The 24,518-nt window shown below is 38.8% G+C and carries 19 protein-coding genes and 1 tRNA gene; 16 read left to right on the plus strand and 4 right to left on the minus strand.

The window, feature by feature from the left end; all coding sequences use genetic code 11:
• Positions 1–89: 89 nt before the first annotated feature.
• The 6 genes from ACLCDL_RS10140 (at position 90) to ACLCDL_RS10165 (ending at position 5,970) form a co-directional block, all read left to right on the plus strand.
• Positions 90–2,675, plus strand: coding sequence for an FtsK/SpoIIIE family DNA translocase (locus tag ACLCDL_RS10140; RefSeq protein WP_423148176.1), 2,586 nt, complete (start codon positions 90–92; stop codon positions 2,673–2,675).
• 6 nt (positions 2,676–2,681) lie between these two features.
• Positions 2,682–3,332, plus strand: coding sequence for an outer membrane lipoprotein periplasmic chaperone LolA1 (gene lolA1, locus ACLCDL_RS10145; protein ID WP_423148177.1), 651 nt, complete (start codon positions 2,682–2,684; stop codon positions 3,330–3,332).
• 68 nt (positions 3,333–3,400) lie between these two features.
• Positions 3,401–3,676 (plus strand): hypothetical protein, encoded by a 276-nt coding sequence (locus tag ACLCDL_RS10150; protein WP_423148178.1) that lies wholly within the window; start codon positions 3,401–3,403, stop codon positions 3,674–3,676.
• Positions 3,673–4,434, plus strand: coding sequence for an MBL fold metallo-hydrolase (locus ACLCDL_RS10155; RefSeq protein WP_423148179.1), 762 nt, complete (start codon positions 3,673–3,675; stop codon positions 4,432–4,434). The genes ACLCDL_RS10150 and ACLCDL_RS10155 overlap by 4 nt, the downstream gene beginning before the upstream one ends.
• A gap of 323 nt (positions 4,435–4,757) precedes the next feature.
• On the plus strand, positions 4,758–5,150 hold the full coding sequence (locus ACLCDL_RS10160) for a hypothetical protein (RefSeq protein WP_423148180.1): 393 nt from the start codon (positions 4,758–4,760) through the stop codon (positions 5,148–5,150).
• A gap of 148 nt (positions 5,151–5,298) precedes the next feature.
• Entirely contained in the window at positions 5,299–5,970 is a 672-nt protein-coding gene (locus ACLCDL_RS10165) for a ferredoxin reductase domain-containing protein (protein ID WP_423148181.1), read from the plus strand.
• Positions 5,971–6,184: 214 nt separating this feature from the next.
• On the opposite strand, the gene ACLCDL_RS10170 is transcribed toward ACLCDL_RS10165, so the two are convergent.
• Positions 6,185–6,267 (minus strand) — tRNA-Leu (locus ACLCDL_RS10170).
• 202 nt (positions 6,268–6,469) lie between these two features.
• Here ACLCDL_RS10170 and ACLCDL_RS10175 point away from each other — a divergent pair.
• The 4 genes from ACLCDL_RS10175 (at position 6,470) to ACLCDL_RS10190 (ending at position 11,479) form a co-directional block, all read left to right on the plus strand.
• Complete coding sequence (locus tag ACLCDL_RS10175) at positions 6,470–6,838, plus strand: response regulator transcription factor (protein WP_423148182.1); 369 nt, start codon at positions 6,470–6,472, stop codon at positions 6,836–6,838.
• Positions 6,839–7,075: 237 nt separating this feature from the next.
• Positions 7,076–8,011 carry a HEAT repeat domain-containing protein gene (locus ACLCDL_RS10180; protein ID WP_423148183.1) on the plus strand — a complete coding sequence of 312 codons (936 nt, stop codon included), beginning with the start codon at positions 7,076–7,078 and terminating at the stop codon, positions 8,009–8,011.
• The gene (locus tag ACLCDL_RS10185; RefSeq protein ID WP_423148184.1) at positions 8,011–9,438 is read left to right on the plus strand and encodes a glycosyltransferase family 2 protein; all 1,428 of its coding nucleotides are present in this window, start codon (positions 8,011–8,013) and stop codon (positions 9,436–9,438) included. Before ACLCDL_RS10180 ends, ACLCDL_RS10185 begins: the two co-directional genes overlap by 1 nt.
• A gap of 1 nt (position 9,439) precedes the next feature.
• On the plus strand, positions 9,440–11,479 hold the full coding sequence (locus tag ACLCDL_RS10190; RefSeq protein ID WP_423148185.1) for an LTA synthase family protein: 2,040 nt from the start codon (positions 9,440–9,442) through the stop codon (positions 11,477–11,479).
• Here the strand turns inward: ACLCDL_RS10190 and ACLCDL_RS10195 are convergent.
• The 3 genes from ACLCDL_RS10195 to ACLCDL_RS10205 all read right to left on the minus strand — a co-directional run bounded on the left by ACLCDL_RS10195 (position 11,476) and on the right by ACLCDL_RS10205 (position 14,282).
• Positions 11,476–12,612, minus strand: coding sequence for a hypothetical protein (locus ACLCDL_RS10195; protein ID WP_423148186.1), 1,137 nt, complete (start codon positions 12,610–12,612; stop codon positions 11,476–11,478). The genes ACLCDL_RS10190 and ACLCDL_RS10195 overlap by 4 nt on opposite strands.
• Positions 12,612–13,865 carry a YaiO family outer membrane beta-barrel protein gene (locus ACLCDL_RS10200; protein ID WP_423148187.1) on the minus strand — a complete coding sequence of 418 codons (1,254 nt, stop codon included), beginning with the start codon at positions 13,863–13,865 and terminating at the stop codon, positions 12,612–12,614. The genes ACLCDL_RS10195 and ACLCDL_RS10200 overlap by 1 nt, the downstream gene beginning before the upstream one ends.
• Positions 13,866–13,979: 114 nt before the next feature.
• Positions 13,980–14,282 carry a hypothetical protein gene (locus ACLCDL_RS10205; protein WP_423148188.1) on the minus strand — a complete coding sequence of 101 codons (303 nt, stop codon included), beginning with the start codon at positions 14,280–14,282 and terminating at the stop codon, positions 13,980–13,982.
• 335 nt (positions 14,283–14,617) lie between these two features.
• Between ACLCDL_RS10205 and ACLCDL_RS10210 the strand changes: the two genes are divergently transcribed.
• From ACLCDL_RS10210 to ACLCDL_RS10235, 6 genes are all read left to right on the plus strand, one after another.
• On the plus strand, positions 14,618–15,892 hold the full coding sequence (locus ACLCDL_RS10210) for a YeiH family protein (RefSeq protein ID WP_423148189.1): 1,275 nt from the start codon (positions 14,618–14,620) through the stop codon (positions 15,890–15,892).
• 55 nt (positions 15,893–15,947) lie between these two features.
• A complete protein-coding gene (locus ACLCDL_RS10215; RefSeq protein WP_423148190.1) occupies positions 15,948–17,246 on the plus strand; it encodes an O-acetylhomoserine aminocarboxypropyltransferase/cysteine synthase family protein in 1,299 nt (432 codons plus the stop codon).
• A 124-nt stretch (positions 17,247–17,370) separates the two neighbouring features.
• Positions 17,371–18,690, plus strand: coding sequence for an MFS transporter (locus ACLCDL_RS10220; RefSeq protein WP_423148191.1), 1,320 nt, complete (start codon positions 17,371–17,373; stop codon positions 18,688–18,690).
• Positions 18,691–18,747: 57 nt separating this feature from the next.
• On the plus strand, positions 18,748–19,476 hold the full coding sequence (locus ACLCDL_RS10225; protein ID WP_423148192.1) for a (Fe-S)-binding protein: 729 nt from the start codon (positions 18,748–18,750) through the stop codon (positions 19,474–19,476).
• Positions 19,477–19,667: 191 nt separating this feature from the next.
• Positions 19,668–20,939 carry a Gfo/Idh/MocA family oxidoreductase gene (locus tag ACLCDL_RS10230; protein ID WP_423148193.1) on the plus strand — a complete coding sequence of 424 codons (1,272 nt, stop codon included), beginning with the start codon at positions 19,668–19,670 and terminating at the stop codon, positions 20,937–20,939.
• Positions 20,940–20,964: 25 nt separating this feature from the next.
• Positions 20,965–24,363, plus strand: coding sequence for a DUF1080 domain-containing protein (locus tag ACLCDL_RS10235; RefSeq protein WP_423148194.1), 3,399 nt, complete (start codon positions 20,965–20,967; stop codon positions 24,361–24,363).
• Positions 24,364–24,518: the final 155 nt, after the last annotated feature.

Below are 24,518 nucleotides of genomic sequence, written 5' to 3' on the forward strand. Positions count from 1 at the left end.
TATAAGATTTAATGGGAATTTTCGTTTCTTTTCATCAATATTGATAAAAGATATACGTTATATTTGTATGGTTAAACTCTCCATTACGAATGCCCATTAAAGGAAATCAGTTTAAATCTAACACTTTTCGAGACGAGCCCAGGTTAAAAACGGCATCCCGTGAGCGGATACCAAAAGAAAGGCCGGAAATACTTCCAAAGTTTTCATTGAATGATGGCAGGTTTGTAAAGATAGCAGGATTGTTTTTCCTGATTATTTCCCTGTATTTCCTGGTGGCATTTACCTCTTACCTTTTTACATGGAAAGAAGATCAAAGCTATGTTTTAGACTCTAACGGGGGCTGGGGTAATCTTTTTAAAACGCAGGAAGAGCTTGTTAAATCGGGCGTTCAAAATCCGGTGGTTGAAAACTGGCTCGGAAAATTCGGCGCTTTACTATCGCATCAGTTCTTATACGAATGGTTTGGTGTAGCATCTTTTATTTTCATCGCCGTGTTTTTTATTATCGGCTACCGCATGTTGTTTAAAGTGAAATTATATTCCATAAGCAAAACGCTGGGTTATTCATTTTTCCTTCTGTTGTTTATTTCATTAACACTGGGTTTTTTTCATAGTTTTCTATCTGATTATCCTCATTTTCTGGAAGGTGAATTTGGTTTCTGGACGAACCGTTTACTGATAGTGCAGATCGGGGAAGCAGGGATTGCCGGCTTGCTTGCTTTTGCGGGTTTAACAGCTTTAATTATTGCGTATAATATCGATTTTAAAATGCCGTCGGGCAGGAAAGAGGAAGCAAAAAATGAAATATCCGATCCGCTGGCGCCGATAGAACTGGTTGATGAATTTAAATCAGAGCCGGTTGAATTTGAATTAAATCGCCGGAATTCATCTAAGTTTAATAGGCCGGTAACAGAAGACCAGGAACTTCCGGTTACAGTGAGCCAGACACTTCAGCAGGAAAAAATAGCTCCGGCATTTGAGCTGAAGGAGGAAGAGGATGAAGTGATACTACCCGGCCGTGTTGCACCAGTTGTGGAAGGACTTCTTGTAAACATACCCAAAGCCGAACCTGAACTTACGGTAGAAAAAACACCTGAACTAACTATTGAAAGAACCGAGGAAGAGAAGAAAGCCGATGAACTTGTTGAACAGTTTGGAGAGTATGATCCGAAATTAGATTTATCCAGTTACCGTAATCCTCCTCTTGATCTGTTGGAAAACCATGGTTCGGCGAAGATCTCGGTAAACGCTGAAGAGCTGGAAGCCAACAAGAATAAGATTGTCGAAACCTTGAATAATTACAATATTGAAATTGACAAGATTAAGGCAACAATTGGTCCGACGGTAACTTTATACGAAATTATTCCGGCACCCGGTGTGCGTATATCCAAGATAAAAAACCTGGAAGATGACATTGCATTAAGTCTTGCAGCATTAGGGATCCGGATAATTGCCCCCATGCCCGGAAAGGGTACCATTGGAATTGAAGTGCCAAATTCGCATCCGGAAATGGTTGCCATGCGTTCGGTGCTGGCTACAGAAAAGTTTCAGAATACAAACATGGATTTGCCGATCGCCTTAGGTAAAACCATTTCAAACGAAGTATATATTGCCGATCTGGCTAAAATGCCGCACTTATTGGTGGCAGGAGCAACCGGACAGGGTAAATCGGTAGGGATCAATTCAATTTTGGTTTCTCTGCTTTACAAGATGCATCCGGCACAGTTAAAATTTGTCCTGGTTGATCCCAAAAAAGTGGAGCTTACCTTGTTCCGCCAGATTGAACGCCACTTTCTTGCAAAACTTCCCGGCGAGGAGGATGCCATCATCACCGATACCAAAAAGGTAATCAACACATTAAACTCTTTATGTATTGAAATGGATCAGCGGTACGACCTGTTAAAAAATGCGCAGGTTCGTAATCTTAAAGAGTATAATGCAAAATTTATTCATCGCAAATTAAACCCTAACGATGGTCATCGATTCTTACCATTTATAGTATTGATTATTGACGAATTTGCAGATTTGATGATGACAGCAGGTAAAGAAGTTGAAACTCCCATTGCACGTTTGGCGCAACTAGCCCGTGCGGTAGGTATTCACCTGGTGATTGCAACACAGCGTCCTTCTGTAAATATTATTACGGGTACTATAAAGGCGAATTTCCCGGCTCGTCTTGCTTTCAGGGTACTTTCCAAAATAGATTCAAGAACCATTCTTGATTCAGGAGGTGCAGACCAGCTGATAGGAAGAGGAGATATGCTTCTGGCTACAGGAAGCGATCTGATACGTCTGCAATGTGCATTTGTTGATACGCCCGAGGTTGAACGTATTTCTGATTTTATTGGCTCTCAGCGTGGTTATCCTTCTGCATGGTACCTGCCGGAGTATATTGATGAAAGCGGCGAAGGCGGAAGCATAAAAGATTTTGACCCGGATGACCGCGATCCTTTATTTGAAGATGCGGCAAGGCTTATTGTTATGCATCAGCAAGGCTCAACTTCTTTAATTCAGCGGAAGCTTAAATTGGGATACAACCGTGCCGGACGTATAATTGATCAGTTAGAAGCAACAGGTGTTGTGGGCCCGTTTGAAGGAAGTAAGGCCCGTGAAGTGCTGATTCCTGATGAATATGCCCTGGAACAATTCCTGGATAATATGAATAATAAGAATTAAGAGATTATGAGAAAAGCGATTTTGTGTGTATGGATTATTTTTACTTCCTGCGGAGCGGTACTAGCCCAAACAGATTCCAAAGCGAAAGCCATCCTGGCCTCGGTTAGCAAGAAGTATCGTTCTTTTGATGTAATAAAGGCAGGTTTTACTTCTGAAATTAATAACCCTCAGAATAATATTCACGAAAGTCAGACAGGTACTTTATATGCAAAATCAAAGGCAAATAAGTATAAGGTAATCTTAAATGAACAGGAACTGATCAGTGACGGGAAAAGCCAGTGGACCTATTTAAAAGATGATAAGGAAGTTCAGTTAAGTGAGGTAGATAACAGCCCTAATGCCTTAAATCCTGCACAAATTTTTACAATTTATGAAAAAGGGTTTAAGTATTTATATACCGGGGAAAGTAAAAGCAAAGGCCGGTCATATTACAACATTGATCTTACGCCTTTAGATAGTAAAAGCTCATTTTTCAAAGTGCGATTACGAATTGATAAACTTACGAAGCTGATAAATAACGTACAGATTTTTGATAAAAACGGTAATCGTTATACCTATGCTATTAACTCGTTTACTCCTAATGTGAAAGTTCCCGAAACTTTTTTCACTTTCGATAACAAAAAGTATCCCGGAGTAGAAGTTGTTGATTTAAGGTAAGGTTTGTTTCTATGATAAAAAGGGTTTAAATCTTTAGGGATTTTAAGCCCTTTTATTATTTTTGATGTATGTCATTATCATACTCTCAGTCAGTATTGGATAAGCTGGAGAACTTGCTTAAAACACTTGATTATAAAGTCCGTTATGAAAAAGGAAACTTTAAAACAGGTGCCTGCATGATTGAGAAAAGCAAAATGGTGGTGGTAAATAAGTTCTCAAATTTAGAAAGCAAGATCAACGCACTTGCCGAACTGTTGCAGCAAACGCAAATAGACGAGAGTTTACTCGATGAAAAACAAAAACAATTTCTTTATACATTGAAACAAACCACCCTGGAGCTTTGAAAATTACTTTTTTAGGAACAGGGACTTCGCAGGGGGTGCCTGTTATTGCCTGTGAATGCAGCGTATGTACTTCACCAGATTCCAGAGATAAACGCCTTCGGGTGTCTGTTCTTATAGAAGATAAAGGAAAAGTTATTGTAATAGATTCAGGACCGGATTTCAGGTACCAGATGCTTCGGGCCCATGTTAAACACCTGGATGCGATTGTTTTTACGCATGAACATAAAGACCATGTTGCGGGCCTGGATGATATTCGTGCATTTAATTACAAGCAGCAAAGTGCCATGAACATTTATGCTCATGAACGAGTGTTGCAGGCTTTATCTAATGAATTTCATTACGCCTTTTCTGAATTTAAATACCCGGGAGTACCACTGTTGAATTTGCATAAAATAGATAATAAACCTTTTGAAGTAAGTGGAATTGAATTTATCCCGATAGAGGTGATGCATTATAAATTGCCTGTTTATGGCTTCAGGATAGGGAACTTTACCTATATAACCGACGCGAAAACCATTAGTGAGGCAGAAAAAGAGAAAATAAAAGGCTCGGAAGTTTTAGTAATAAACGCACTTCAGAAAGAAAATCATATTTCTCATTTTACGTTAGAGGAAGCCATTTCTTTAGCTAAAGAAATCAATGCTCCGGTTACCTATTTTACCCATATTGGTCACAAAATGGGACGTCATGAAGAGATTTTAAAAGAATTGCCGGAAGGGATTAAGCTGGCTTATGACGGCTTGGTTTTAAACCTGTAGGTTGAAATAAATGAAGGAGCGGCCGTGACCGCTCCTTCTAAAAGTATTTAATCTTCCTAATTTTTTTGATCTTATTACGCTCAAATTCTATTGTGGTTACATTAATTGTGTAAGATGTACACTAAATAAAAATCCCATGCTGTCTCAGCAGGGGATTTTGTGTTGTATATAATGAATTAGAAAAGAATACTTTCAAAGTTACTCTTTCAGGCATTCTTATCTTATAGATTCAGAAAATGTATAATAACTTGTGAAACTGTGAAATCTCTAAATGTTTTCATTGAAAATGGTCGCTATTATTTTATATCTGATATATTTGAACTATGGAAGCCAGAGAATTAAGAGTTGGAAATCTGATCAAAGTTTATCCTAAACCCGGTGAAGAGGTAGTGCTTGCTGTACGTGAATTGCATCGAGAGAGCATAGTTGGCGAGTTTCTGAGATCACCAGGCTTTTATATGCGGGCTTCTTATAAAGACCTTAACCCCATTCCCTTTGATAAAAGCTGGCTGGAAAAATTCAACTTTTACAGCGAAGGCAAGTATTGGATAATTAATAAAGGAACCAGCCGCTTTGGTATAGAAACAGAAGAGGAAGAAAGTGCTATAAGGTCAATTCTGTTAAGTAATAATACCCACATTTCCGGACTTGAACTGAATGCTGTTCATCAATTGCAAAATATCTTCTACATCACTACCGGTCAGGACCTGGAATAGGTTGTAATATTTTTCCTTTCTTCTGGCAACCCTTTTTAATTTAAATACGTAATATTTCTTAGGGAAATAAAATTATCTATAAATTAAATTCAATTTGTAACCCTTATTATTGCAATTCCCTCTAATTAAAGTGAATTAGAAGTATAGTATGAAAAAACACATTGTCAAAGTTTTAAAAACTGGTTTTATAACCTATAATGTTAAATATTTTGTTGTAGAGAAACCATCCGGATATACATTTATCCCCGGACAGGCTACTGATGTTTCTATCAACACTCCCGAACTGGAAAATGAGTTAAGGCCTTTTACATTTACTTCTCTTAATGGGGCAAACCATCTGGAATTTATTATCAAAATTTACCGCGGTCATAATGGTATTACAGAAAAATTATTGGATATCAATGCCGGTGATGAATTAATAATACATGAAGTTTTTGGAGCTATCAACTATAAGGGGCCGGGATTATTCATTGCTGCAGGTGCAGGTATTACTCCCTTTATAGCCATTTTCAGGCAACTCAAATCAGAAAATAGATTAACAGGAAATACATTGTTGTTTGCAAACAGAACGGAGAATGATATTATTTTAAAAGATGAACTGAAAGAAATGCTCGGGCAGGAAAATAATATTGATGTTTTAGAGCGTATAAACACCTCCGGTTTGCCGGGAAGGCTGATAGATAAAGAATTGTTAAAGCAAAGTCTGACTCATCAAACAGAATATTGCTACATCTGTGGTCCCGATGATTTTACAAAGGCAATGGTAGAAAATTTGATAGAACTGGGTGTGGAAAGGGATAGGATTGTAATTGAAGAGTGAGTTTTGTAAGGGGAACAGAAGAAACGCTTTTTTGCCGATTCGTGAAGTTTACTTAGATACGTTAATTAATAATTACGATGAACAGCGCCTTTCTGCCAGATTTTCGATCCATATTAATTCTTATTCGTCGTTATTCTGAAGCAGCTTTTTTTCTTGTCTGTTTTCTGTCCACGCTGTTAAAAAACGGCCTTTAAATGACTTTAAAAGGGTGTTGTACCCGGGAGCAGATTCGAACTGCCACGCCCGTAAGGCGCCACCCCCTCAAGATGGTGCGTCTACCAATTTCGCCACCCGGGTAAAAGGTCTGCAAATATAAAAGCTTTGGTAAAATATTAGCCTTTTTAATTAAAATATCTGCCGCGTTTTTTATCTCCAGGCTATTCGTCAACAGTATATTTAAAAGTAGAAAAAGTGAAACTTCTTTCGGGTATAAACGTAAATGAAGCAGCTAAACAAGAATAATCTTTTTAAGCTTATATAGTTATACAAATACCTGAAAATGCCAAATATACTTATAATTGAGGATGAGGAGCTGATGCTTAAAACACTTGAATTCCGTCTGAAGAAAGATGGGTACAAAGTGCTTTCAGCTCAGGATGGGAAACTTGGAATGGAGCTTTTTGAAAGTCAGCCTGTAGATCTGGTAATAACAGATATCATGCTGCCATTTATCAGCGGACTGGAAATAGTAAGCAGGATAAAAAGCAATCCCGCAACCCAAGCGATACCTGTACTCATCTTGTCAGGGGTTGGCCTAGAAAAAACAGTGCTGGAAGCTTTTGAACTGGGGGCCGATGACTTCATTACCAAGCCCTTTAATTTAAGCGAACTTTCTATACGGGTTAAAAAACATATTAAAACGGTTTAACCTGCAATAGGAGAGGGGGTTTAAGTGGCAAGCGGATTCAGTCAGTTTCTTTCATATTTCTATAATCTTTTTATAGTTCAATGGCCTTTTTACCCATTTAATATCCGGGTATCCTTATTTATTATTTTGTTTTGCTGCATCGCTTTTCTGCAGCAATACGCCTTTATCATTTACAGAAGATTTAAGCAATACTTAGAACAGAAGAAAACGAAATTCTGGAAAAATAAGATCAACGAAATGATCTCTCACGTGATTATTTACGGTGACGATGAAGAGGCGGATGCGTTAATAGAATTCCTGCTTCCAAGTTTTTTGAAGATTCCGGTTCGAAATGCAGGCGTACGCAAAATCCTTAAAAAAGAACTTTTAACCTATCATGCTAATTTTACAGGAACTACCCAGCATGTATTGCGTGAACTTTATATACGGCTTAAGCTGGATAAATATGCAAGAAAAGAACTGAAGAGTCGGTTCTGGGAAAAGCAGATCGAAGCTATCCGGGAGTTAACGCAGATGTCTGTAAACGAGGAAGCAGAAAATATCCTTCAGTATGCCAATGACGAAATTGCACAGCTCCGAATGGAAGCGCAGGCCGCCTATGTGAAACTGAGCCGTCAGGATCAATTTCGTTTTTTAGAGGAAGCGAAAGAACGGATTCTTGACTGGCACCAGCTGGTGCTTTTTGATGTCATCACCAGGACAAAAAATATTAAGATTCCTTCATTCGTAAAATACCTCCATTCAAAGAATGATAGCGTGGTGCTGCTTTGTTTAAAGCTAATCAATCATTACCAACAGCTGGAAGCAATTCCGCAACTCATCGACTTGTTAAAGCATAAAAACTTAGCGGTAAGAAGCCTGATTATTGAGGTACTGGCTAAAATGGAAGCAGAAATGGCCGAGGAAGATTTATTTACTATTTATCCTCAACAACCTTTAGGCATACAGCTTCATATTTTACATGCCTTTGGAAAAATAGGTTCAGGAAATTATCTGAGGTTCCTGGTGCAGGAATCAGATTCTGAAAACTTTAAGATACGTATGCATGCCCTACGGGCGATCAAGGATCACGGAGCAGCAGGTAAAGAATTGCTGAACGGTTTATATGCCAGCGAAACGGTTCAGAATAAATCTATTATAAAACATGTTTTAGACGAAAGGATAAAAGTATAGTGAACGCTTTCTACAATTTTTACGAACATTCTTTTAATGATGCAGTTTTCTGCTATACCTTAATTGTAATTTCATCTTACGTTATTCTGGCCATATTATCTGCTGTAGAACTTAAAACTTATTTAAGAAAGAACAGCTATGTTAATTACCGGGATATTCTCGTGTCTCCGCTGGCTCCTTCAATTTCTATTTTAGCACCTGCATATAACGAAGAAGCTACTATTATTGATAATGTGCGGTCTTTATTGTCGCTTCATTACAGCAATTTCGAAGTAATTATCATTAATGACGGGAGTAAGGATAATACCGTTCAAAATCTGATCGATTATTATGAGCTGGAAAAAGTAGATTTTGCTCTAAACCAGCAGGTAGCAACCAAACCCTTACGTGCCGTATATAAATCTAAACATCCGGCTTTTGCAAAACTAACCGTAGTTGATAAAGATAACGGAGGTAAATCCGATGCGCTGAACATGGGCATTAATGTTTCAAGCAATGATCTTATTCTGTGCATAGATGTAGATTGTATTGTGGAACAGGACGCTTTGTTGAAAATGGTAAAGCCTTTTATGGAAGAGCGAAAAAGAGTTATTGCTACCGGGGGAGTAGTCCGGATAGCGAACTCATGCGAGGTAAAAGACGGTCAGCTGGTAAAAGTACACATGCCTTCCAGCTTAATTCCAAGGTTTCAGGTTCTGGAATATATCCGGGCGTTTTTAATGGGAAGAATGGCCTGGACAAAGATTAACGGTTTGTTGCTGATTTCGGGTGCCATGGGCCTTTTTGATAAGGAAATTGTTATTAAAGCGGGCGGATACAATCACAATACAGTAGGTGAGGATATGGAACTTGTAGTACGGATGAGAAGGTACATGCACGATCATGGCCTGCAATATTGTGTAACCTATACACCTGATCCTTTATGCTGGACAGAAGCACCCTCTGATTTTAAAGTTCTCGGCCGTCAGCGTAACCGGTGGACACGCGGAACTGTTGAAACTCTCTGGACGCATCGCGATCTTTTTTTTAATCCACGATATGGAATTTTAGGGATGCTCAGTTTTCCATACTGGTTCTTTTTTGAATGGTTAGGCCCCATATTTGAATTTGTTGGAATGCTCGTTTTAATCGGACTGGGCATTACAGGTCATGTTAACTGGTCTTATTTCTTTATAATGCTGGGAATGATATATGCCTTTTCCCTAGCATTTTCAACCCTTGCAGTTTTGTTTGAAGAGATGACATTTCAGCAATATACCTCAGGTAAAGACCTTGTAAAGCTTTTAGTTGTTGGTATGATCGAACCTCTTTTTTATCATCCTATAACGGTTTACTGGGCCATCAGAGGAAATATTGATATCATTTTAGGAAGAAAATCTTGGGGTAAAATGACCAGAACCGGTTTTAACACACCTAAAAAAGCATAAGATGGAAAGAAATTATTTTGACGAACCCGATTATCCTTTCTTTGACCAGGTAAAGAAGTGTATCATATTATATGCAAATCTTTCACTGGGGCTTTTGCTTACTTTCTTTTTAATTCGTTTAACCGAGTTTGTTTATATTGGAATAAGTAAACAGTTTCCTCCTGATTCTTCGTTTATTTTACCTATTGCCCTTTTTTACGACTTGCTTTTCTGGGCTAAAATCCTACCATTTTTATTCATTCCTTTTTTTGTCCTGTATTTTATTTTCCGGTTCAGGAAATACAATTTATGGAGCTTTGCAGGTTTGGGAATGCTCTTTATTATAGCCTATTTGTGCTTAATAAAATATTATGTAACCGCTCTTGTTCCATTAGGTTCCGACTTATTCGGTTATTCATTTGACGAAATTATGCAGACCATTGGTGCAGGAACAAGTTTTGATATTGCTTCTGTAGCAGGTTTTACTGTTATTCCGGCTTTCTTTCTGGCAGTAACTTTCTTTTTATACAAGCGCATGTATTTAAACGGCCTGCTTTCTATCGCCGTGCTTATATTTGGCGTACTGGTTAATTATATCAATATTTCGCTGATTCCAGATCAGGTAAACTTCAGCAATGATTTTTCCTATAATCTTAGTCTGAATAAAGAGGCTTTTTTTATTGAAAAAACTGGACAGTATTTCAATAAACCTGAAGCGGAAACTGATATTTATGCGATTAATTATTTAGAGGATAAATCAAACCAGCAGGGTAATTCTTATGCCGGTTATCCCTTTGTTCATAAAGATGTAACACCGGATGTGTTAGGAGAATTCTTTACCATTGACTCAGCAAATGCTCCAAGTATTGTTTTTATCCAGGTGGAAGGATTGGGAAGGGCCTTTAGCGGTACCGATGCTTATTTAGGTAGTTTTACTCCTTTTCTTGATAAACTTGCAGGGCAGAGCCTGTATTGGGAAAACTTTCTGGCATCTCAGGGAAGAACATTTGCATCGCTGCCTTCTGTTTTAGGGTCGCTTCCTTTTGGCGATAATGGATTTGCCGATATGGGTGGGAAGATGCCTGCGCATTTTACTTTATATAATATCTTGCAGAAAAACGGGTACGATACACGGTTTTACAGTGGCTTTGATCCGAAGTTTGATAATGAAAGCGATTTTCTGAAAAAACAAGGTGTAAATCTTATTATCGGCGAATCTGATTACGATAAAGCTTATGTAAAAAGCCCGGCGACGGCAGGTTTTTCGTGGGGTTATGCGGATAGGGAACTGATGCGAAAAACGCTGGCATCAGAAATATCGCTTAACAGGAAAGTGCCTTCTCTAAGCTACATTCAAACGGTGAGTATGCACACGCCGTATACAATTCCGGAGCAAAATCAGTATCTTAAAAAGTTTGAGGAGCACCTCACTAAACTGGGTTTCTCTGAATCAAAAAAGAACGAATACCGGAAATATAAAAACATTTACTCGTCTGTTTTATACAGTGATGCGGCTTTAGAATACTTCTTTAAAAACTATTCAAAACTTCCCGCTTTCAAGAATACTATTTTTATAATAACCGGCGATCATCGCTTGCCTGAAATTCCTATGAGTACAAAGATTGATCGATATCACGTACCGCTTTTAATTTATTCGCCTTTGCTCAAAAAAACGGCAAGCTTTAAATCCATTTCTTCTCATCTTGATATCGCACCAAGTATTCTGGCTTTTTTAAAACATAACTATAAAATTAAAACGCCTGAAGTCGTAACCTGGGTAGGTTCAGGAATTGATACTGCGAGAAATCTCCGGAATATTCACAGGTATCCGCTTAAGCAAACCAAGACAGAATTAGTAAACTACGTTTCCGGACTTTATTTTATAGATCAGGATGTGTTGTTTACTATTCATGATAATCTCGATATAGAACCTATTCGTGATGATGAAAAGTTGATGGAGCTGAAATCCGAATTTAACCGGTACATTTCTGCCAACAACAGTTTCATTCAAAGCGGCAAGCTGATGCCTGATTCCGTATTTTACAAGTTTAAAGCGAATTAATTGCGAGACTTTGAATAGTCATCTAATACTTTGCTCATAAAGGGATTGTAAAAGGCCCAGAAAAAATTAGCCTGATCCGATGCGTTTTTATTATTATAAAATAACTTTCTGAATATCGATATACCTTTAAATGAAGCACCGTTAGGGCAAACAGTGTTATCTGCAAAATCTCCTGCCAGATAGAAAAAATTATAATCTTTTGTGTGTTTTATAATAGCGGGGAATTGAGGTGAAAGTCCGTTGGATGCCAATTTATCCAGCCCCTTTTTAGTTACGCGTATATCGTAAAAAGAAACAATGGTATTGGTTCTGGATGTTTCAATAACATCAAACCAGAAAGGATATTCTAACGTTTTTGGAACATTATACTTTTCCCGCTCTATTTTCTGAGTAACAATATAAGGAACTCCTGAAGTTAGATCGCTTCCGTTTTCAAGCACAACTATCTTATTTTCCTTACTCAAAAAAACTATTCCTGAACCCGAAAAAGGCCATTTATTAAAATGCTGTTTTTTGTAATTGTTAACCAGCTCTTTTGGCAGATCTTTATTTTTTAAGGTATCAAGTGAAGAAAAGTATTTTCCAACCCAACCGGTCCATTTAATTTTAAAAGTATCTTCAAAATCTTTTCTCTGCTGTGGCAGGGTAGGGGAAGCAAACGTGTTAAATTCGGCAATTACCAGCTTTTTTCGCTGTTTCATCGCTTTCAGGAAAGTCAAATCTTTCGGAGAAAGGCCACCTGATGCCTGAATTGCTTCATCAGCACTTGTATTATTCAAGCCATAAGTATCAGTAATATAGGCAATATCGCTGTAAGCGCTGAGATTGTTGAGTTCGGTGTTGTTAAGCCGCTCAAGCCCTTTAATTTTAAACCTGCCGTCACCGGCAGGAAAAGTACCAAAGTAATCAGATGAAGTGTATAACTGCGAGCTTGTTTTGGTGTATCTGTTATTTCTTAAAATCCAGGTAAGAGATGCATGCGGTAGCTGTGATTTACTTAATACCGTTTTATCTATAATAGCAACAACCAGTTTATGTTTCGGCGAAAAATACCAGCAAAGCCACATCCAGAAAGGTATTGTAAGAATGATGAATAATACTATTTTAACCGTTCTGAATTGTGTTTTTGCCATTAAAATCGCTTTTGAAGTCCTCCGTTCAGGTAGAACTGGTTCCAGTGTTCGTTTGTTGTGTACTCTTCGTTAACCCAGCTTGCGCCAATGCTGACAGTGGTGTTTTTAAATATATTTCTTGAATAATCACTGCTTACTTTAAAGCTTTTTAAACTCCTTGTAATATCCTGTCTCCGGGCTCTGTCATCTGGTGATATACCTGTTCCAAGTGTGATGTTAAAATAATCATTACGATCATCGGTTAGGAAAAATTTTCCGGAAAGATTAAATGATTTTGATAGTTTTCCATCCGAAGGAGTTAAATATGATCTGACTCCTACAAAGGTGTTGCCAAAATACCGGGCTACGCCTGCCACAAAAAGGGTAGTAGATGAGCCGAAGTTAAGATAGCGCAAACCTCCCTCAATTTCAAAGCTGCCGGGAAGTGTTTTATACAAAGAGAAGCCAAAACGGTAATCAGGAAAAATACTGCTTGAAGAAACTGCTCCGCCTACATAAGCATACAAACCATTGCTAATACTTGGATATGATTCTGCTTCGATTTCGACTCCGTTAGTGTTGAACCGGCGGGCAAAGTTGGCTCCAACAGTTATCATGCCAATACCTTTAAATGATCTTCCATAAGAAAGATTTGCCAACTGCCAGGGTTGGTCAAAACGCTTATCAAAATCTATATATGTATAGCTGATGCCGATTTTGTTTTGTGCATTTGCCTTTTTAATAGCAGATTCCAACTCCCGGGCAGCTTCGCTTTTCGGATGATCTTCTTTATATGATCTGACAATTTTAAGCGCTTCCACAGGACGGCCCAAGGCGTTTAGAGCTTTTGCTTTTTTTATAGTAAGCTCTTCCGATTCCGGGTGATATCTGACACCGGTTTCTGCATATTCAAGAGCTTTTGCAAAACTCTTATTCCAGTATTCAAGGTCAAAGATGGCACTTAAAGCTTCCGCTTGTTTCGGATCTTTATCAAGTACTTTTTTAAACTCTGTTCTTGCACTATCCACTTTATCGCTCCATGTGTAAATCCGGCCTAAAAAAATGCGGATATCTGTGTAATCCGGGCTTTTGTCAAGTGCCTGTTTTGAAAGTTTTATTGCTTTTGTATAGTCTTTGTTGTCAAATGCTTCTTTTCTTGCTTGCTGGAATAACTCATCCGTACCTAAATCCTGGGCGAAACCCCGGAGTGAAAAGAGAATAAATAACAGGAAAAATAGAGAAATAACCGCGCCTTTGTCTGTCCGTCTAATCATTGGAAGAAATGTTTTTATACGGATTTTACTACGATAAACCGGGATTTAAGTTTCGGGAGATTGATTTTTGGAATAAGTTTTTATTGAAAAAGGATAGGAAGTAACGATAGCTTACTATTTAAAATTTATACGCGGATCTTCTACCAGGATTTCCATACGGGGATTGCCTATATAATCGGCATACCATCGTATAGCTTCTATAATTAATAAAGGGTCTTCACCATCATAACCGGAAGTTTCGAAGCCAAGAAAAGTTCCTTTATTTTCTCCGTAAAACTGTAATTCTTCCGGCTTGGCATCAAAAGCTTCTTTGTTGAGGCAATAAACCGATATTCTCATATTGCCGTCACGTTCTCTGATTACATCGCGGCATGAATCTTTTGGATCTTTTACTAAAAGGAAAACCGAGTCATTCATGTTTAATTAACATTTAGAGATTAGTAAAGTTGTTTTTTTTAATAAAATATATAATTTATTACTCTATTATTAATATAGATTATATATTTTACTTCTATATTTGCTCTTAGTCTTTTAATTATAGAGGGGCATGAACATTAAAAATATTTCAAAAAGAACTTCGCTGGAAAATTTGAATTATTATGCAAATGCTATTTCAGCTAGCTCTTTTATTGTTGTGAATAATTGCAGGCTTTTCCTGATGGAACATGATTGAAATTTTATTTCTAAATTAGACCGAAATCGGTCCTTGCCGAAATACTAATCAATTTCATCACCTCACACTAAAATCTGTTATGGATACAATAGATTCAATACCTCTTAAAAAAACAAGAACAACGCTTTCGGAAGACTGGGTGGTAGTAGTAATCGGATTTTTAATTATACTTTTAACAATAGCAGGATTTAAAACATTATTACCATCCTTTAACTGGTCAGGTACTGCCGATCTTGCTTCGCAGGTTTTTTCTACACAGAACCTGCTTGCAATAGCTGCCCAGTTCTTATTTATATATGTTATAGCCTTCCTGGCAGTATTTCTTAATGGAAAACCTTTAACGGCTTTTTTGTACAACTTCCCCGTTGTTTACCTGATAACAATTGCAGCCTTAATTATTACTGGTAATGAAGCGGTAAAAGCGCTTAATTTAGAAGCGGTTATATTTAGTCTGGCAATAGGTTTACTTATAGGAAATCTGTTCAATCTGCCAAGCTGGTTCAGAGAAGCCTTATCAACCGAAATGTTTGTAAAGATCGGTTTGGTTTTATTAGGAACAGGCGTTATTTTTTCTGATATTCTAAAGGCCGGGTCATATGGTTTATTACAGGCCCTGGTAGTTGTGCTTTCCGTATGGTATTTCGCTTTCTGGATTTCGAGAAAACTAAAAATTGATAATGAACTTGCTGTTATGATTTCCAGCGCTGTTTCAATATGCGGTGTATCGGCAGCGATAGCAACGGCAGGTGCAATTAAAGGCGACACCAAGAAGCTCTCTTACGTAATATCACTCGTGCTGATTACAGCTATTCCCATGATGATCGGTATGCCTTATCTGGCAAAATATATGGGCCTGAACCAGGAAGTAACAGGGGCCTGGCTTGGCGGAACGATTGATACTACCGGTGCTGTTGTTGCTTCGGGTACGCTGGTGGGTGAAACAGCCCTGAAAATAAGCACCATTGTTAAGTTTTCACAAAATGTTTTATTAGGAATAGCAGCCTTTATTATTTCTATTTATTGGACATATACCAATAATCCGGCTGCTAATTCAGATTCCAAGCCTACATTAGGTGTAATTTGGGAGCGTTTTCCAAAATTCGTTATCGGGTTTGTTGGTGCATCTCTGCTTTTCTCTTTTTTTATTACTCCGGATGTGATTAAAGCCGGAAAAGAATCGCTTAAGGGGCTTCAAAACTTGTGGTTTGCTTTAGCTTTTACAAGCATCGGGCTCGAAACCAAATTCTCTGATCTTGTAAAATCCAATAACAGGAAGCCTTTATATGCATTTTTAATTGCACAAACATTTAATATACTGATTACGCTGCTGATTGCGTACATTCTTTTCAGATAACAACGCACTTCAGCATATACCTCAAAACAAAAAGTTTAGTACCTAAAATAAAATTATGGAAAATTTACATTTCGAAACACTTCAATTGCATGCCGGCCAGGAAGCAGATCCGACTACAGGATCAAGGGCGGTGCCTATTTATCAAACAACTTCTTTCGTTTTTAACAGTGCAGAACATGGAGCCAATTTATTTGCGTTAAAGGAGTTCGGAAATATTTATACCCGTATAATGAACCCGACAACCGATGTATTTGAAAAAAGGGTAGCAGCGCTCGAAGGCGGTGTAGCTGCTCTTGCCGTTGCATCGGGGCAGTCGGCGCAGTTTATAGCACTTAATAATATACTTTCCGCAGGTGAAAACTTTGTCACCTCTCCATTTCTGTACGGAGGAACTTACAATCAGTTTAAAGTAGCTTTTAAACGTATTGGTATTGAAGCACGATTTGCCAACGGCGACAGCGCCGAAAGTTTTGAAAAACTGATTGATGAAAAAACAAAGGCCTTATACATTGAAACAATAGGAAACCCGGGATTTAACGTTCCGGATTTTGAAGCGATTGCAGCAGTAGCGAAAAAATATGATATCCCTTTTATTGTTGATAATACATTCGGTGCCGCCGGCTACCTTTTCAGACCTCTGGAACATGGCGCTGATATTGTAGTGCAGTCGGCAACAAAATTTATAGGCGGACATGGTACAAGTATCGGCGGTGTTATTGTTGATGGCGGGAAATACGATTTCAACAAACCAAAGTACCCTCAGTTTTCACAACCTTCTGAAGGATACCATGGTCTCGTATTCGGAGATGTTTTTGGCCCTTCGGGTCCTTTTGGAAATATTCAGTTTATAATTCGGGCAAGGGTAGAAGGGTTACGTGATTTCGGTCCCGCATTGAGTCCGTTTAACTCGTTTCTGTTGCTACAGGGGTTAGAGACACTCTCTCTACGAGTAGAAAGGCACGTTGAAAACGGATTGGCACTTGCAAAATGGCTTGAAAATCATCCTCAGGTAGAAAGTGTAAACTATCCGGGTCTGGAAAGCAGTCCTTATTATACACTTGCTAAAAAATACCTGAAACGCGGGTTTGGCTCATTACTATCTGTAAATTTAAAAGGAGGCAAGGAGCAGGCAACCCGGTTTATAGACAGCCTGAAACTTGTTAGTCACCTGGCAAACCTTGGAGACGCAAAAACACTTATTATTCAGCCTTCCGCTACTACTCATCAGCAATTAACGGATGAAGAACAGATCAGTGCAGGAGTTTTACCGGCACAGTTGCGGGTAAGTGTTGGCATAGAGCATATTGACGATATTATTGCAGATTTTGAACAGGCATTTTCAAAAATAGCTTAATGAAAAAGCAATAAGTCTGATAAATTAATATTTAGGAAGCAGCTTTGAAAGAAGCTGCTTTTTGTTTTTCATTTGTTCGGGTGAAGTTATTTTTCCTACGAATTAATTTATATACTTTAGTTCGATGGAAATAAAGAACAACAAAAAAATTATCAGGGGATGGGCCATGTTCGATTGGGCAAATTCTGCTTATAATCTGGTTATAACATCCACTATCTTTCCTGCCTATTATACAATAATTACAACTACAAAAGAGCATGGCGATAAGGTTTCCTTTTTCGGTATCCGCTTTGTTAATACTGCCCTTTCAAATTATGCGCTTGCTGTTGCGTATCTGATAATGGCAATACTGCTTCCCGTACTTTCATCCATTGCAGATTACAGGGGAAATAAAAAGAATTACATGCAGTTTTTTACCTATCTGGGCGGTGCAGCCTGCATCGCATTGTTCTTTTTTAAGCTTGAAACGCTGGAACTCGGCATTATTTGCTCTTCCATAGCTGCTATGGGCTACATTGGAGGTGTGCTGTTTAATAATTCTTATTTGCCCGAAATAGCAACAGTAGATCAGCAGGATAAGGTGAGTGCGCAGGGTTTTTCCTACGGATATGTTGGAAGCGTTCTCCTGCAGATAATTTGTTTTATTTTCATCCTGAAACCCGAATTATTTGGTATTACCGACAGTTCTTTTGCTCCTCGTTTATCTTTTCTTTTGGTAGGGATCTGGTGGATCGCTTTTGCACAGATACCTTTCAAGGTGCTTCCAAAAGGAAGTCCGAATGCTGAGAATTTAAACAGAAATGTTATTCGTAGCGGTTTCCAGGAATTAAGTAAGGTTTGGAGCCAGGTTAAACATATGAAAGTGTTGAAACGCTTCCTCATCGCTTTTTTATTTTATTCAATGGGAGTGCAAACAGTTATGCTGGTAGCGGCAAATTTTGGAGAAAAAGTGCTGCACCTGGGTACTGCAAAACTGATAGCAACTATTTTAATAATACAGCTGGTAGCCATCCTGGGAGCGTATATTATGTCGTACTTTGCAACAAAAATCGGCAATTTAAAAGTGATTATTGCAGTCCTTTTAATATGGATAGGAGTGTGCCTTGCTGCATATTCAATTTCATCCGAAGTTCAATTCTATGGGCTTGCAACTGTCGTCGGGTTGGTAATGGGAGGAATACAATCCATTTCCCGTTCCACATATTCTAAATTTTTACCTTCAGATTCTCCTGATACTACTTCCTTTTTCAGCTTCTACGACGTTACAGAAAAACTTGCAATTGTAATCGGCCTTTTCAGTTTCGGTTTTATTGAAGAATTTACAGGCAATATGCGTAATTCTGTATTGATACTTGCACTTTTCTTTTTAATAGGATTGTTGGTATTGCTGTCTGTAGTAGGATACGATAAGAAGCTAAGTTTTAAACAACAACCAGAATACTAGATTTTTTTTCAGATTTTAGCCGCATTAAAGGATATCTTCCTTTAAAAGAGTAAGAATATGACCGTTGAATTGTTTATCCCGTGTTTTATAGATCAGCTTTATCCGGAAACAGCTTTTAATACAATTAAGGTTTTAGAAAAAGCCGGTTGTAAGGTTGAATACAATCCGCAGCAAACCTGCTGTGGTCAACCCGCTTTTAATGCCGGTTTCTGGGATGAAGCAAAAACTGTCGGCAGTAAATTTTTAAGCGATTTTTCTGAAAGTAAATACATTATTTCACCTTCAGCTTCCTGTACAGGAATGGTTAAAAATTCTTATAGTGATTTGTTCACTAATACGGCTGTTCATAATAAATGCCGTTCTATTCAGAGTCATATTTTTGAATTGTCCGATTTTTTGATCAACATCCTGAAAAAAGATTACTTCGGAGCGGAGCTGGAGGGAAGGGCTGTTTATCACGATTCATGTTCAGGCCTTCGTGAATGTAAGATCAAGGAAGAGCCGCGTCAGTTGCTTTCAAAAGTACACGGACTTGAGCTGGTAGAAATGAAAGATACGGATATGTGCTGTGGTTTTGGTGGAACTTTTGCAGTTAAATTTAATGCTATTTCAACTGCTATGGCTCAGCAGAAAGTAGATAATGCATTGGAAATGCAAGCCGAATACATTATTTCAACCGATGCCTCCTGTCTGCTGCATTTGCAGGGATACATTGATAAAAATAACCTCCCCATAAAAACAATACACATTGCCGATGTGCTTGCCCACGGCTGGGGAAACGTTTAATAGTTCTCATCAGAATTGCTTTTTTAATTCCTCTACAGGCTTTCTTTAAATTGCCTCTGCCTCCCCTGTAACTAATTTTTTATAATAACACTTCTTTAAATATTTCTATCTTACGATCCGAAATTGCGCTCGCAATAATTACATTTTAAAAAACTAACTAACTAATAACTAACACAATTAACACTTTACTAATGGACAAAACACAGAATAATTCCAGAAGGGAATTCCTGAAGAAATCCGCTGTAGCCCTTGCCGCATTTACTATTGTGCCGCGATACGTTTTAGGCGGTAATGGTTTTATTGCACCGAGCGATCAGCTAACCAAAGCTATTATTGGGGTAGGTTCTATGGGCCGCAACCACATTCCGTATGCAGGTACAAAAGTAGTTGCTATTTGCGATGTAGACCGTAAGCACTTACAGGAAGCCGCAGCAATGATAGGAAACGGAGTAAAAACCCTAACCGATTACCGCGAACTGATACAATTACCTGAAGTTGATATTGTTCACATTGCTACTCCTCCGCACTGGCATGGAATAATGGCGGCTGCCGCAGCAAAGGCGGGTAAAGATATTTGGTGTGAAAAGCCATTTACCCATTCAATAGGTGAAGGAAAACGCGTTGTGGAAGCTGTTCAGCAGCATGGACGGATTCTTCGCCTGAATACCTGGTTCCGGTTTGAAGATAATTTCTACGGCATGGGAACAACCGTAAAACCAATAAAAAAGCTGGTGCAGAGCGGTTTGTTAGGCTGGCCGCTTAAAGTAACTGTAAGCAGGCATACAGGTTTCGACTGGAAATTCTATTGGGTTGGTAAAGATAATCTTGCTCCGGCACCGGTTCCGCCTGAGTTGGATTATGATATGTGGCTCGGCCCGGCGCAATATAAACCGTACAATCCGCACCGTGTGCACCAGACTTTTCGTGGGTACTGGGATTACGATGGGGGAGGTTTAAGCGATATGGGTCAGCATTACCTGGATCCGATACAGTATTTCTTGGGTAAAGATGACACCAATCCAATCTCTGTAGAAATAGATGCACCACAGCAGCACAGCGATGCGGTAGGAACATGGAGAAGGATTGAATATACTTATGCAGATGGTTGTAAAATTATTTTAGACGGAGAGGGTAAAGATGCCAATGTTCCCTATATAGAAGGTCCAAAAGGAAAATTATATCCCGGATTTCGTTCTGATATCCCGGACCTGGAGAAAAAGCTTGCTGCTTTTCCCGATCCGGAACCCCAGGTTACAGATTTTGTACAGGCAGTAAAAAAACGCCAGAAGTTTGCTTTGAATGAAGAGAACGGACACCGCTCATGCAATATAATTAATATTGGATTAGCAGCTTTAAAGCTTGGCCGATCATTGAAGTTTGATCCTGTTAAACAGGAGTTTATAGACGATGAAGCCGCTAACCGTCTTATTAATCCGCCAATGCGTGCGCCCTGGATCATTTAAATAATCTAACCATAAGTCGAAAATCATGAAACAAATTATAGTAAGCCTTTTTATTGCATTTACCTTAATAAATACGGGTATTTGCCAAACGAAGGATCAAAGGACCATAACTACAAAAATAGCCGACCTTCTGGCCCAATTGCCAGCACAAAATTCTGAACAGCTTAAGGCTGCAATGGAACAGGTTTCTGCAATGGGGGAAGATGGAATTGCAAAAATGGCAGGAATGCTTTCAGAAAATCCCGACGCTAATTCTAAAATTGAATACGCGGTAAACAGCTTTTCTTATTATGTAATGCAGCCCGGAAAAGAAAACCTGAGAGGAATGGCTGTAAAAGCATATTGTGATGCAATTCCAAATGTTTCCAGGAAAGAAAATAAAGCTTTTTTGCTTAGTCAGATACAGATTGCCGGAAAAAATGATGCGGTTGCCTGTCTTCAGAAGTATTTGAATGATGAAGCTTTATGTGATCCTGCAGCAAGAGCCCTGGTAAAAATTAATACCGATCAATCAAATACGGTGTTAATGGAGGCTTTGCAAAATGCGCAAGGTTCTTGCCGTTTGTCTTTAGTAGAAGCGTTGGGCGACACCCACTATAGCAAAGCGTTAGCACTTATTACTCCTTTAGTTAATACATCAGATAAAAAGTTAACAAAAGTTGCACTTTACGCACTTGCTAACATTGCAGATCCTTCTTCAGAAGGTATCTTATCTGCTGCAGCTTCCAAAAATAATTTTACGTTTGATGAAACGGAAGCAACCTATGCTTACCTGCAATATGCGGAAAACCTGAATCATAAAGGTCAGAAAGAGCAGGCGTATAAAATTGCGGAATCTTTATTAAAAAATCCCGCTTTGAATGATGATGTTCATACCCGTACAGTGGCTTTGAAAATTCTGGCAGATGTACGTGGTCCGGAAAGTGTCGCTCTCCTTGCAGATGCTGCTACGGATAAAGATGCTGAATACCGGGCTGCTGCGCTTAAATTTGCAGGAAATTATTACACCCCATCGTCAGCTGATATTTGGTTAGGAAAGATTAAAAAAGCAGAAGAACCCGTTCAGGCATCTATAATTACAATGCTTGGGTCGCATGATGCAAAGGCCGCATTACCTGTAATAACCAAAAAATTAAAAAGCAAAAACGATGAAGTAAAGATTGCTGCTATTACAGCTGCAGGAAAAATCGGTCAGCAGCAGTCGCTGGATGATCTTTTAAAAGTAATGCGAAAAGGAAATAAGGAGGAGATTGCGGCTGTTAAAAGTTCAATTCTAACCATGAAGGGGGACGATATAACCGCAGAAGTTGCTGATGCCCTTCCCCGTATGAAATCAGAGGCGCAGGTAGCTTTACTGGAAGTTTTATCGGCAAGAGCAGCTCATGCACAAATAAATACTGTTTTTTCTTTATTGAAAAGTAAAGACCAGCAGGTTAGAATGGCAGCACTATCCGCATTAAAATCAATGGCCGGAGAGGATAACCTGCGGCAGTTGTTTGCATTATTAACGGAAGTAAAACAACAGGATGAGATATCCCGGGTTCAGCAGGCAATCGTAGCGGCTGCATCAGGAACTAAGAATAGTTCTGCAGTATTACAGCAGATGAATAATTCACCTGCGGATAAAAAGCCTTTGTATTTTAATATTCTGGCAGGTATTGGAGATAAAGAATCTTTAAAGGCAGTTTCAGCTGCATTTGCTGCGGGGGATGATGCAACTAAAATGGAGGCTGTAAAAGCATTGGCCAACTGGAAGGATGCTTCTGCTGCAACTGAATTGTACAAGATTAGTCAGAAATCTTCCGGAAACTCCTTCCTTGATCCAGCATTAAAAGGCTATATCCGGATGATCAGTATTTCTGAAGAACCTGCCGAGCAAAAGGTGCTGATGCTTAAAAATGCAATGGAACTTGCAAATACAACAGAGCAAAAGAAGCTGATTTTAAATCAGCTGCAAGGCACCCGTACTTTTCCTGCTTTGGTATTTGCCGGTAAATATCTTGATACTCCTGATTTACAACAGGAAGCCGCAAATGCAGTTATGAACATTGCCTTGTCTAACCCATCATTTAATGGAAGTCTGGTGAAAGAGTTGTTGAATAAAACGATCCAGGTGCTAACAGGAAACGATAGTGGCTATCAGAAAGAAGCAATTCGTAAATTTATCGCAGAAATGCCTCAAGGCGAAGGTTTTGTTTCAATCTTTAACGGAAAAGATCTGAGCGGGTGGAAAGGGCTGGTTGGCAACCCGATCGAACGTGCCAAAATGAGCAAGGATACTTTAGCTAAAAAGCAAAAAGCTGCTGATGAAGCAATGAACAGGGACTGGAAAGTAGAAGATGGTAAAATTGTATTTGTTGGCCATGGTTTCGATAACCTTACTACCGTTAAAAAATACGGTGATATTGAAATGCTGATAGACTGGAAGATCTACGACGAAGGAAAGAAGGATGGGGATGCTGGTATTTACCTTCGGGGTACGCCGCAAGTTCAAATGTGGGATACTTCACGGGTAGACGCAGGTGCTCAGGTCGGTTCTGGCGGATTGTATAACAATAAAATAAATCCAAGCAAGCCGCTTAAGGTTGCAGATAATCAGTTGGGTGAATGGAATCATTTCAGGATTTTAATGAATGGTGACCGTGTTACTGTTTACCTGAACGGGGAGTTGGTTACCGATAATGTTATCCTTGAGAATTACTGGGATGCAAAATTGCCTATTTTCCCTGAAGAGCAGTTAGAACTGCAGGCTCATGGTTCAAAAGTTGCTTATCGTGATATTTACGTACGTGAAATACCAAGACCTGAACCTTTTGAATTAAGTAAAGAAGAGAAAAAGGAAGGCTTTAAAGTGTTGTTTGATGGTACAAACATGCACGAATGGAAGGGAAATACAGCAGGTTACGGTATTGAAGACGGCAACATGGTGGTATATCCTAAAACAGGCCATGGAAACTTATATACCAAAGATGAGTACGCGGATTTTATTTTCCGTTTTGAATTTCAATTAACTCCAGGTGCCAATAACGGATTAGGAATTCGTGCTCCTTTAGAAGGTGACGCCGCATATGAAGGAATGGAGCTCCAGATTTTAGACAATGATGCGCCTGTTTACAAAGATCTGAAGCCTTATCAGTACCATGGTTCTGTTTATGGGGTATTAGCTGCGAAACGAGGCTTTTTAAAACCTCTTGGAGAATGGAATAAAGAGGAAGTGATTGTAAAAGGATCCAAAATAAAAGTGATACTGAACGGTACTACCATTTTAGACGGCGATATTTCTGATGCAAGGAAAAACGGTACCCTTGACGGCCAACCGCATCCGGGATTGAAGAGAGATAAAGGTTACATCGGTTTCCTGGGACATGATTCGGAAGTGCGTTTTAGAAATATTCGCATAAAAGATCTCAGTGCAAAAAAATGATTGCTGTTTAGAAATAAAAAGTAATTGTATAAAATAAAAGGAGGCTGATCGCGGTGTACAGTGCCCCCAAAAAGTTAGACACTTTCTGGGGGCATTTTTATGATAAAGAAAAAGAAGCACAGTTTTGAATTTAAGCTGCACTGTGTAAAGGCAAT

Origin of the sequence: Rubrilithobacter danxiaensis (genome assembly GCF_047272945.1) — a bacterium.
GTDB lineage: Bacteria > Bacteroidota > Bacteroidia > Sphingobacteriales > Sphingobacteriaceae > Rubrolithibacter > Rubrolithibacter danxiaensis.

Coding starts and splice junctions, on each gene's coding strand:
- ACLCDL_RS10200 (WP_423148187.1), bottom strand. CDS start 13,865: ATGATTAGACGGACAGACAAAGGCGCGGTTATTTCTCTATTTTTCCTG.
- ACLCDL_RS10235 (WP_423148194.1), top strand. CDS start 20,965: ATGAAACAAATTATAGTAAGCCTTTTTATTGCATTTACCTTAATAAAT.
- lolA1 (WP_423148177.1), top strand. CDS start 2,682: ATGAGAAAAGCGATTTTGTGTGTATGGATTATTTTTACTTCCTGCGGA.
- ACLCDL_RS10210 (WP_423148189.1), top strand. CDS start 14,618: ATGGATACAATAGATTCAATACCTCTTAAAAAAACAAGAACAACGCTT.
- ACLCDL_RS10150 (WP_423148178.1), top strand. CDS start 3,401: ATGTCATTATCATACTCTCAGTCAGTATTGGATAAGCTGGAGAACTTG.
- ACLCDL_RS10225 (WP_423148192.1), top strand. CDS start 18,748: ATGACCGTTGAATTGTTTATCCCGTGTTTTATAGATCAGCTTTATCCG.
- ACLCDL_RS10160 (WP_423148180.1), top strand. CDS start 4,758: ATGGAAGCCAGAGAATTAAGAGTTGGAAATCTGATCAAAGTTTATCCT.
- ACLCDL_RS10180 (WP_423148183.1), top strand. CDS start 7,076: ATGATCTCTCACGTGATTATTTACGGTGACGATGAAGAGGCGGATGCG.
- ACLCDL_RS10215 (WP_423148190.1), top strand. CDS start 15,948: ATGGAAAATTTACATTTCGAAACACTTCAATTGCATGCCGGCCAGGAA.
- ACLCDL_RS10230 (WP_423148193.1), top strand. CDS start 19,668: ATGGACAAAACACAGAATAATTCCAGAAGGGAATTCCTGAAGAAATCC.
- ACLCDL_RS10195 (WP_423148186.1), bottom strand. CDS start 12,612: ATGGCAAAAACACAATTCAGAACGGTTAAAATAGTATTATTCATCATT.
- ACLCDL_RS10175 (WP_423148182.1), top strand. CDS start 6,470: ATGCCAAATATACTTATAATTGAGGATGAGGAGCTGATGCTTAAAACA.
- ACLCDL_RS10220 (WP_423148191.1), top strand. CDS start 17,371: ATGGAAATAAAGAACAACAAAAAAATTATCAGGGGATGGGCCATGTTC.
- ACLCDL_RS10205 (WP_423148188.1), bottom strand. CDS start 14,282: ATGAATGACTCGGTTTTCCTTTTAGTAAAAGATCCAAAAGATTCATGC.
- ACLCDL_RS10190 (WP_423148185.1), top strand. CDS start 9,440: ATGGAAAGAAATTATTTTGACGAACCCGATTATCCTTTCTTTGACCAG.
- ACLCDL_RS10140 (WP_423148176.1), top strand. CDS start 90: ATGCCCATTAAAGGAAATCAGTTTAAATCTAACACTTTTCGAGACGAG.
- ACLCDL_RS10165 (WP_423148181.1), top strand. CDS start 5,299: ATGAAAAAACACATTGTCAAAGTTTTAAAAACTGGTTTTATAACCTAT.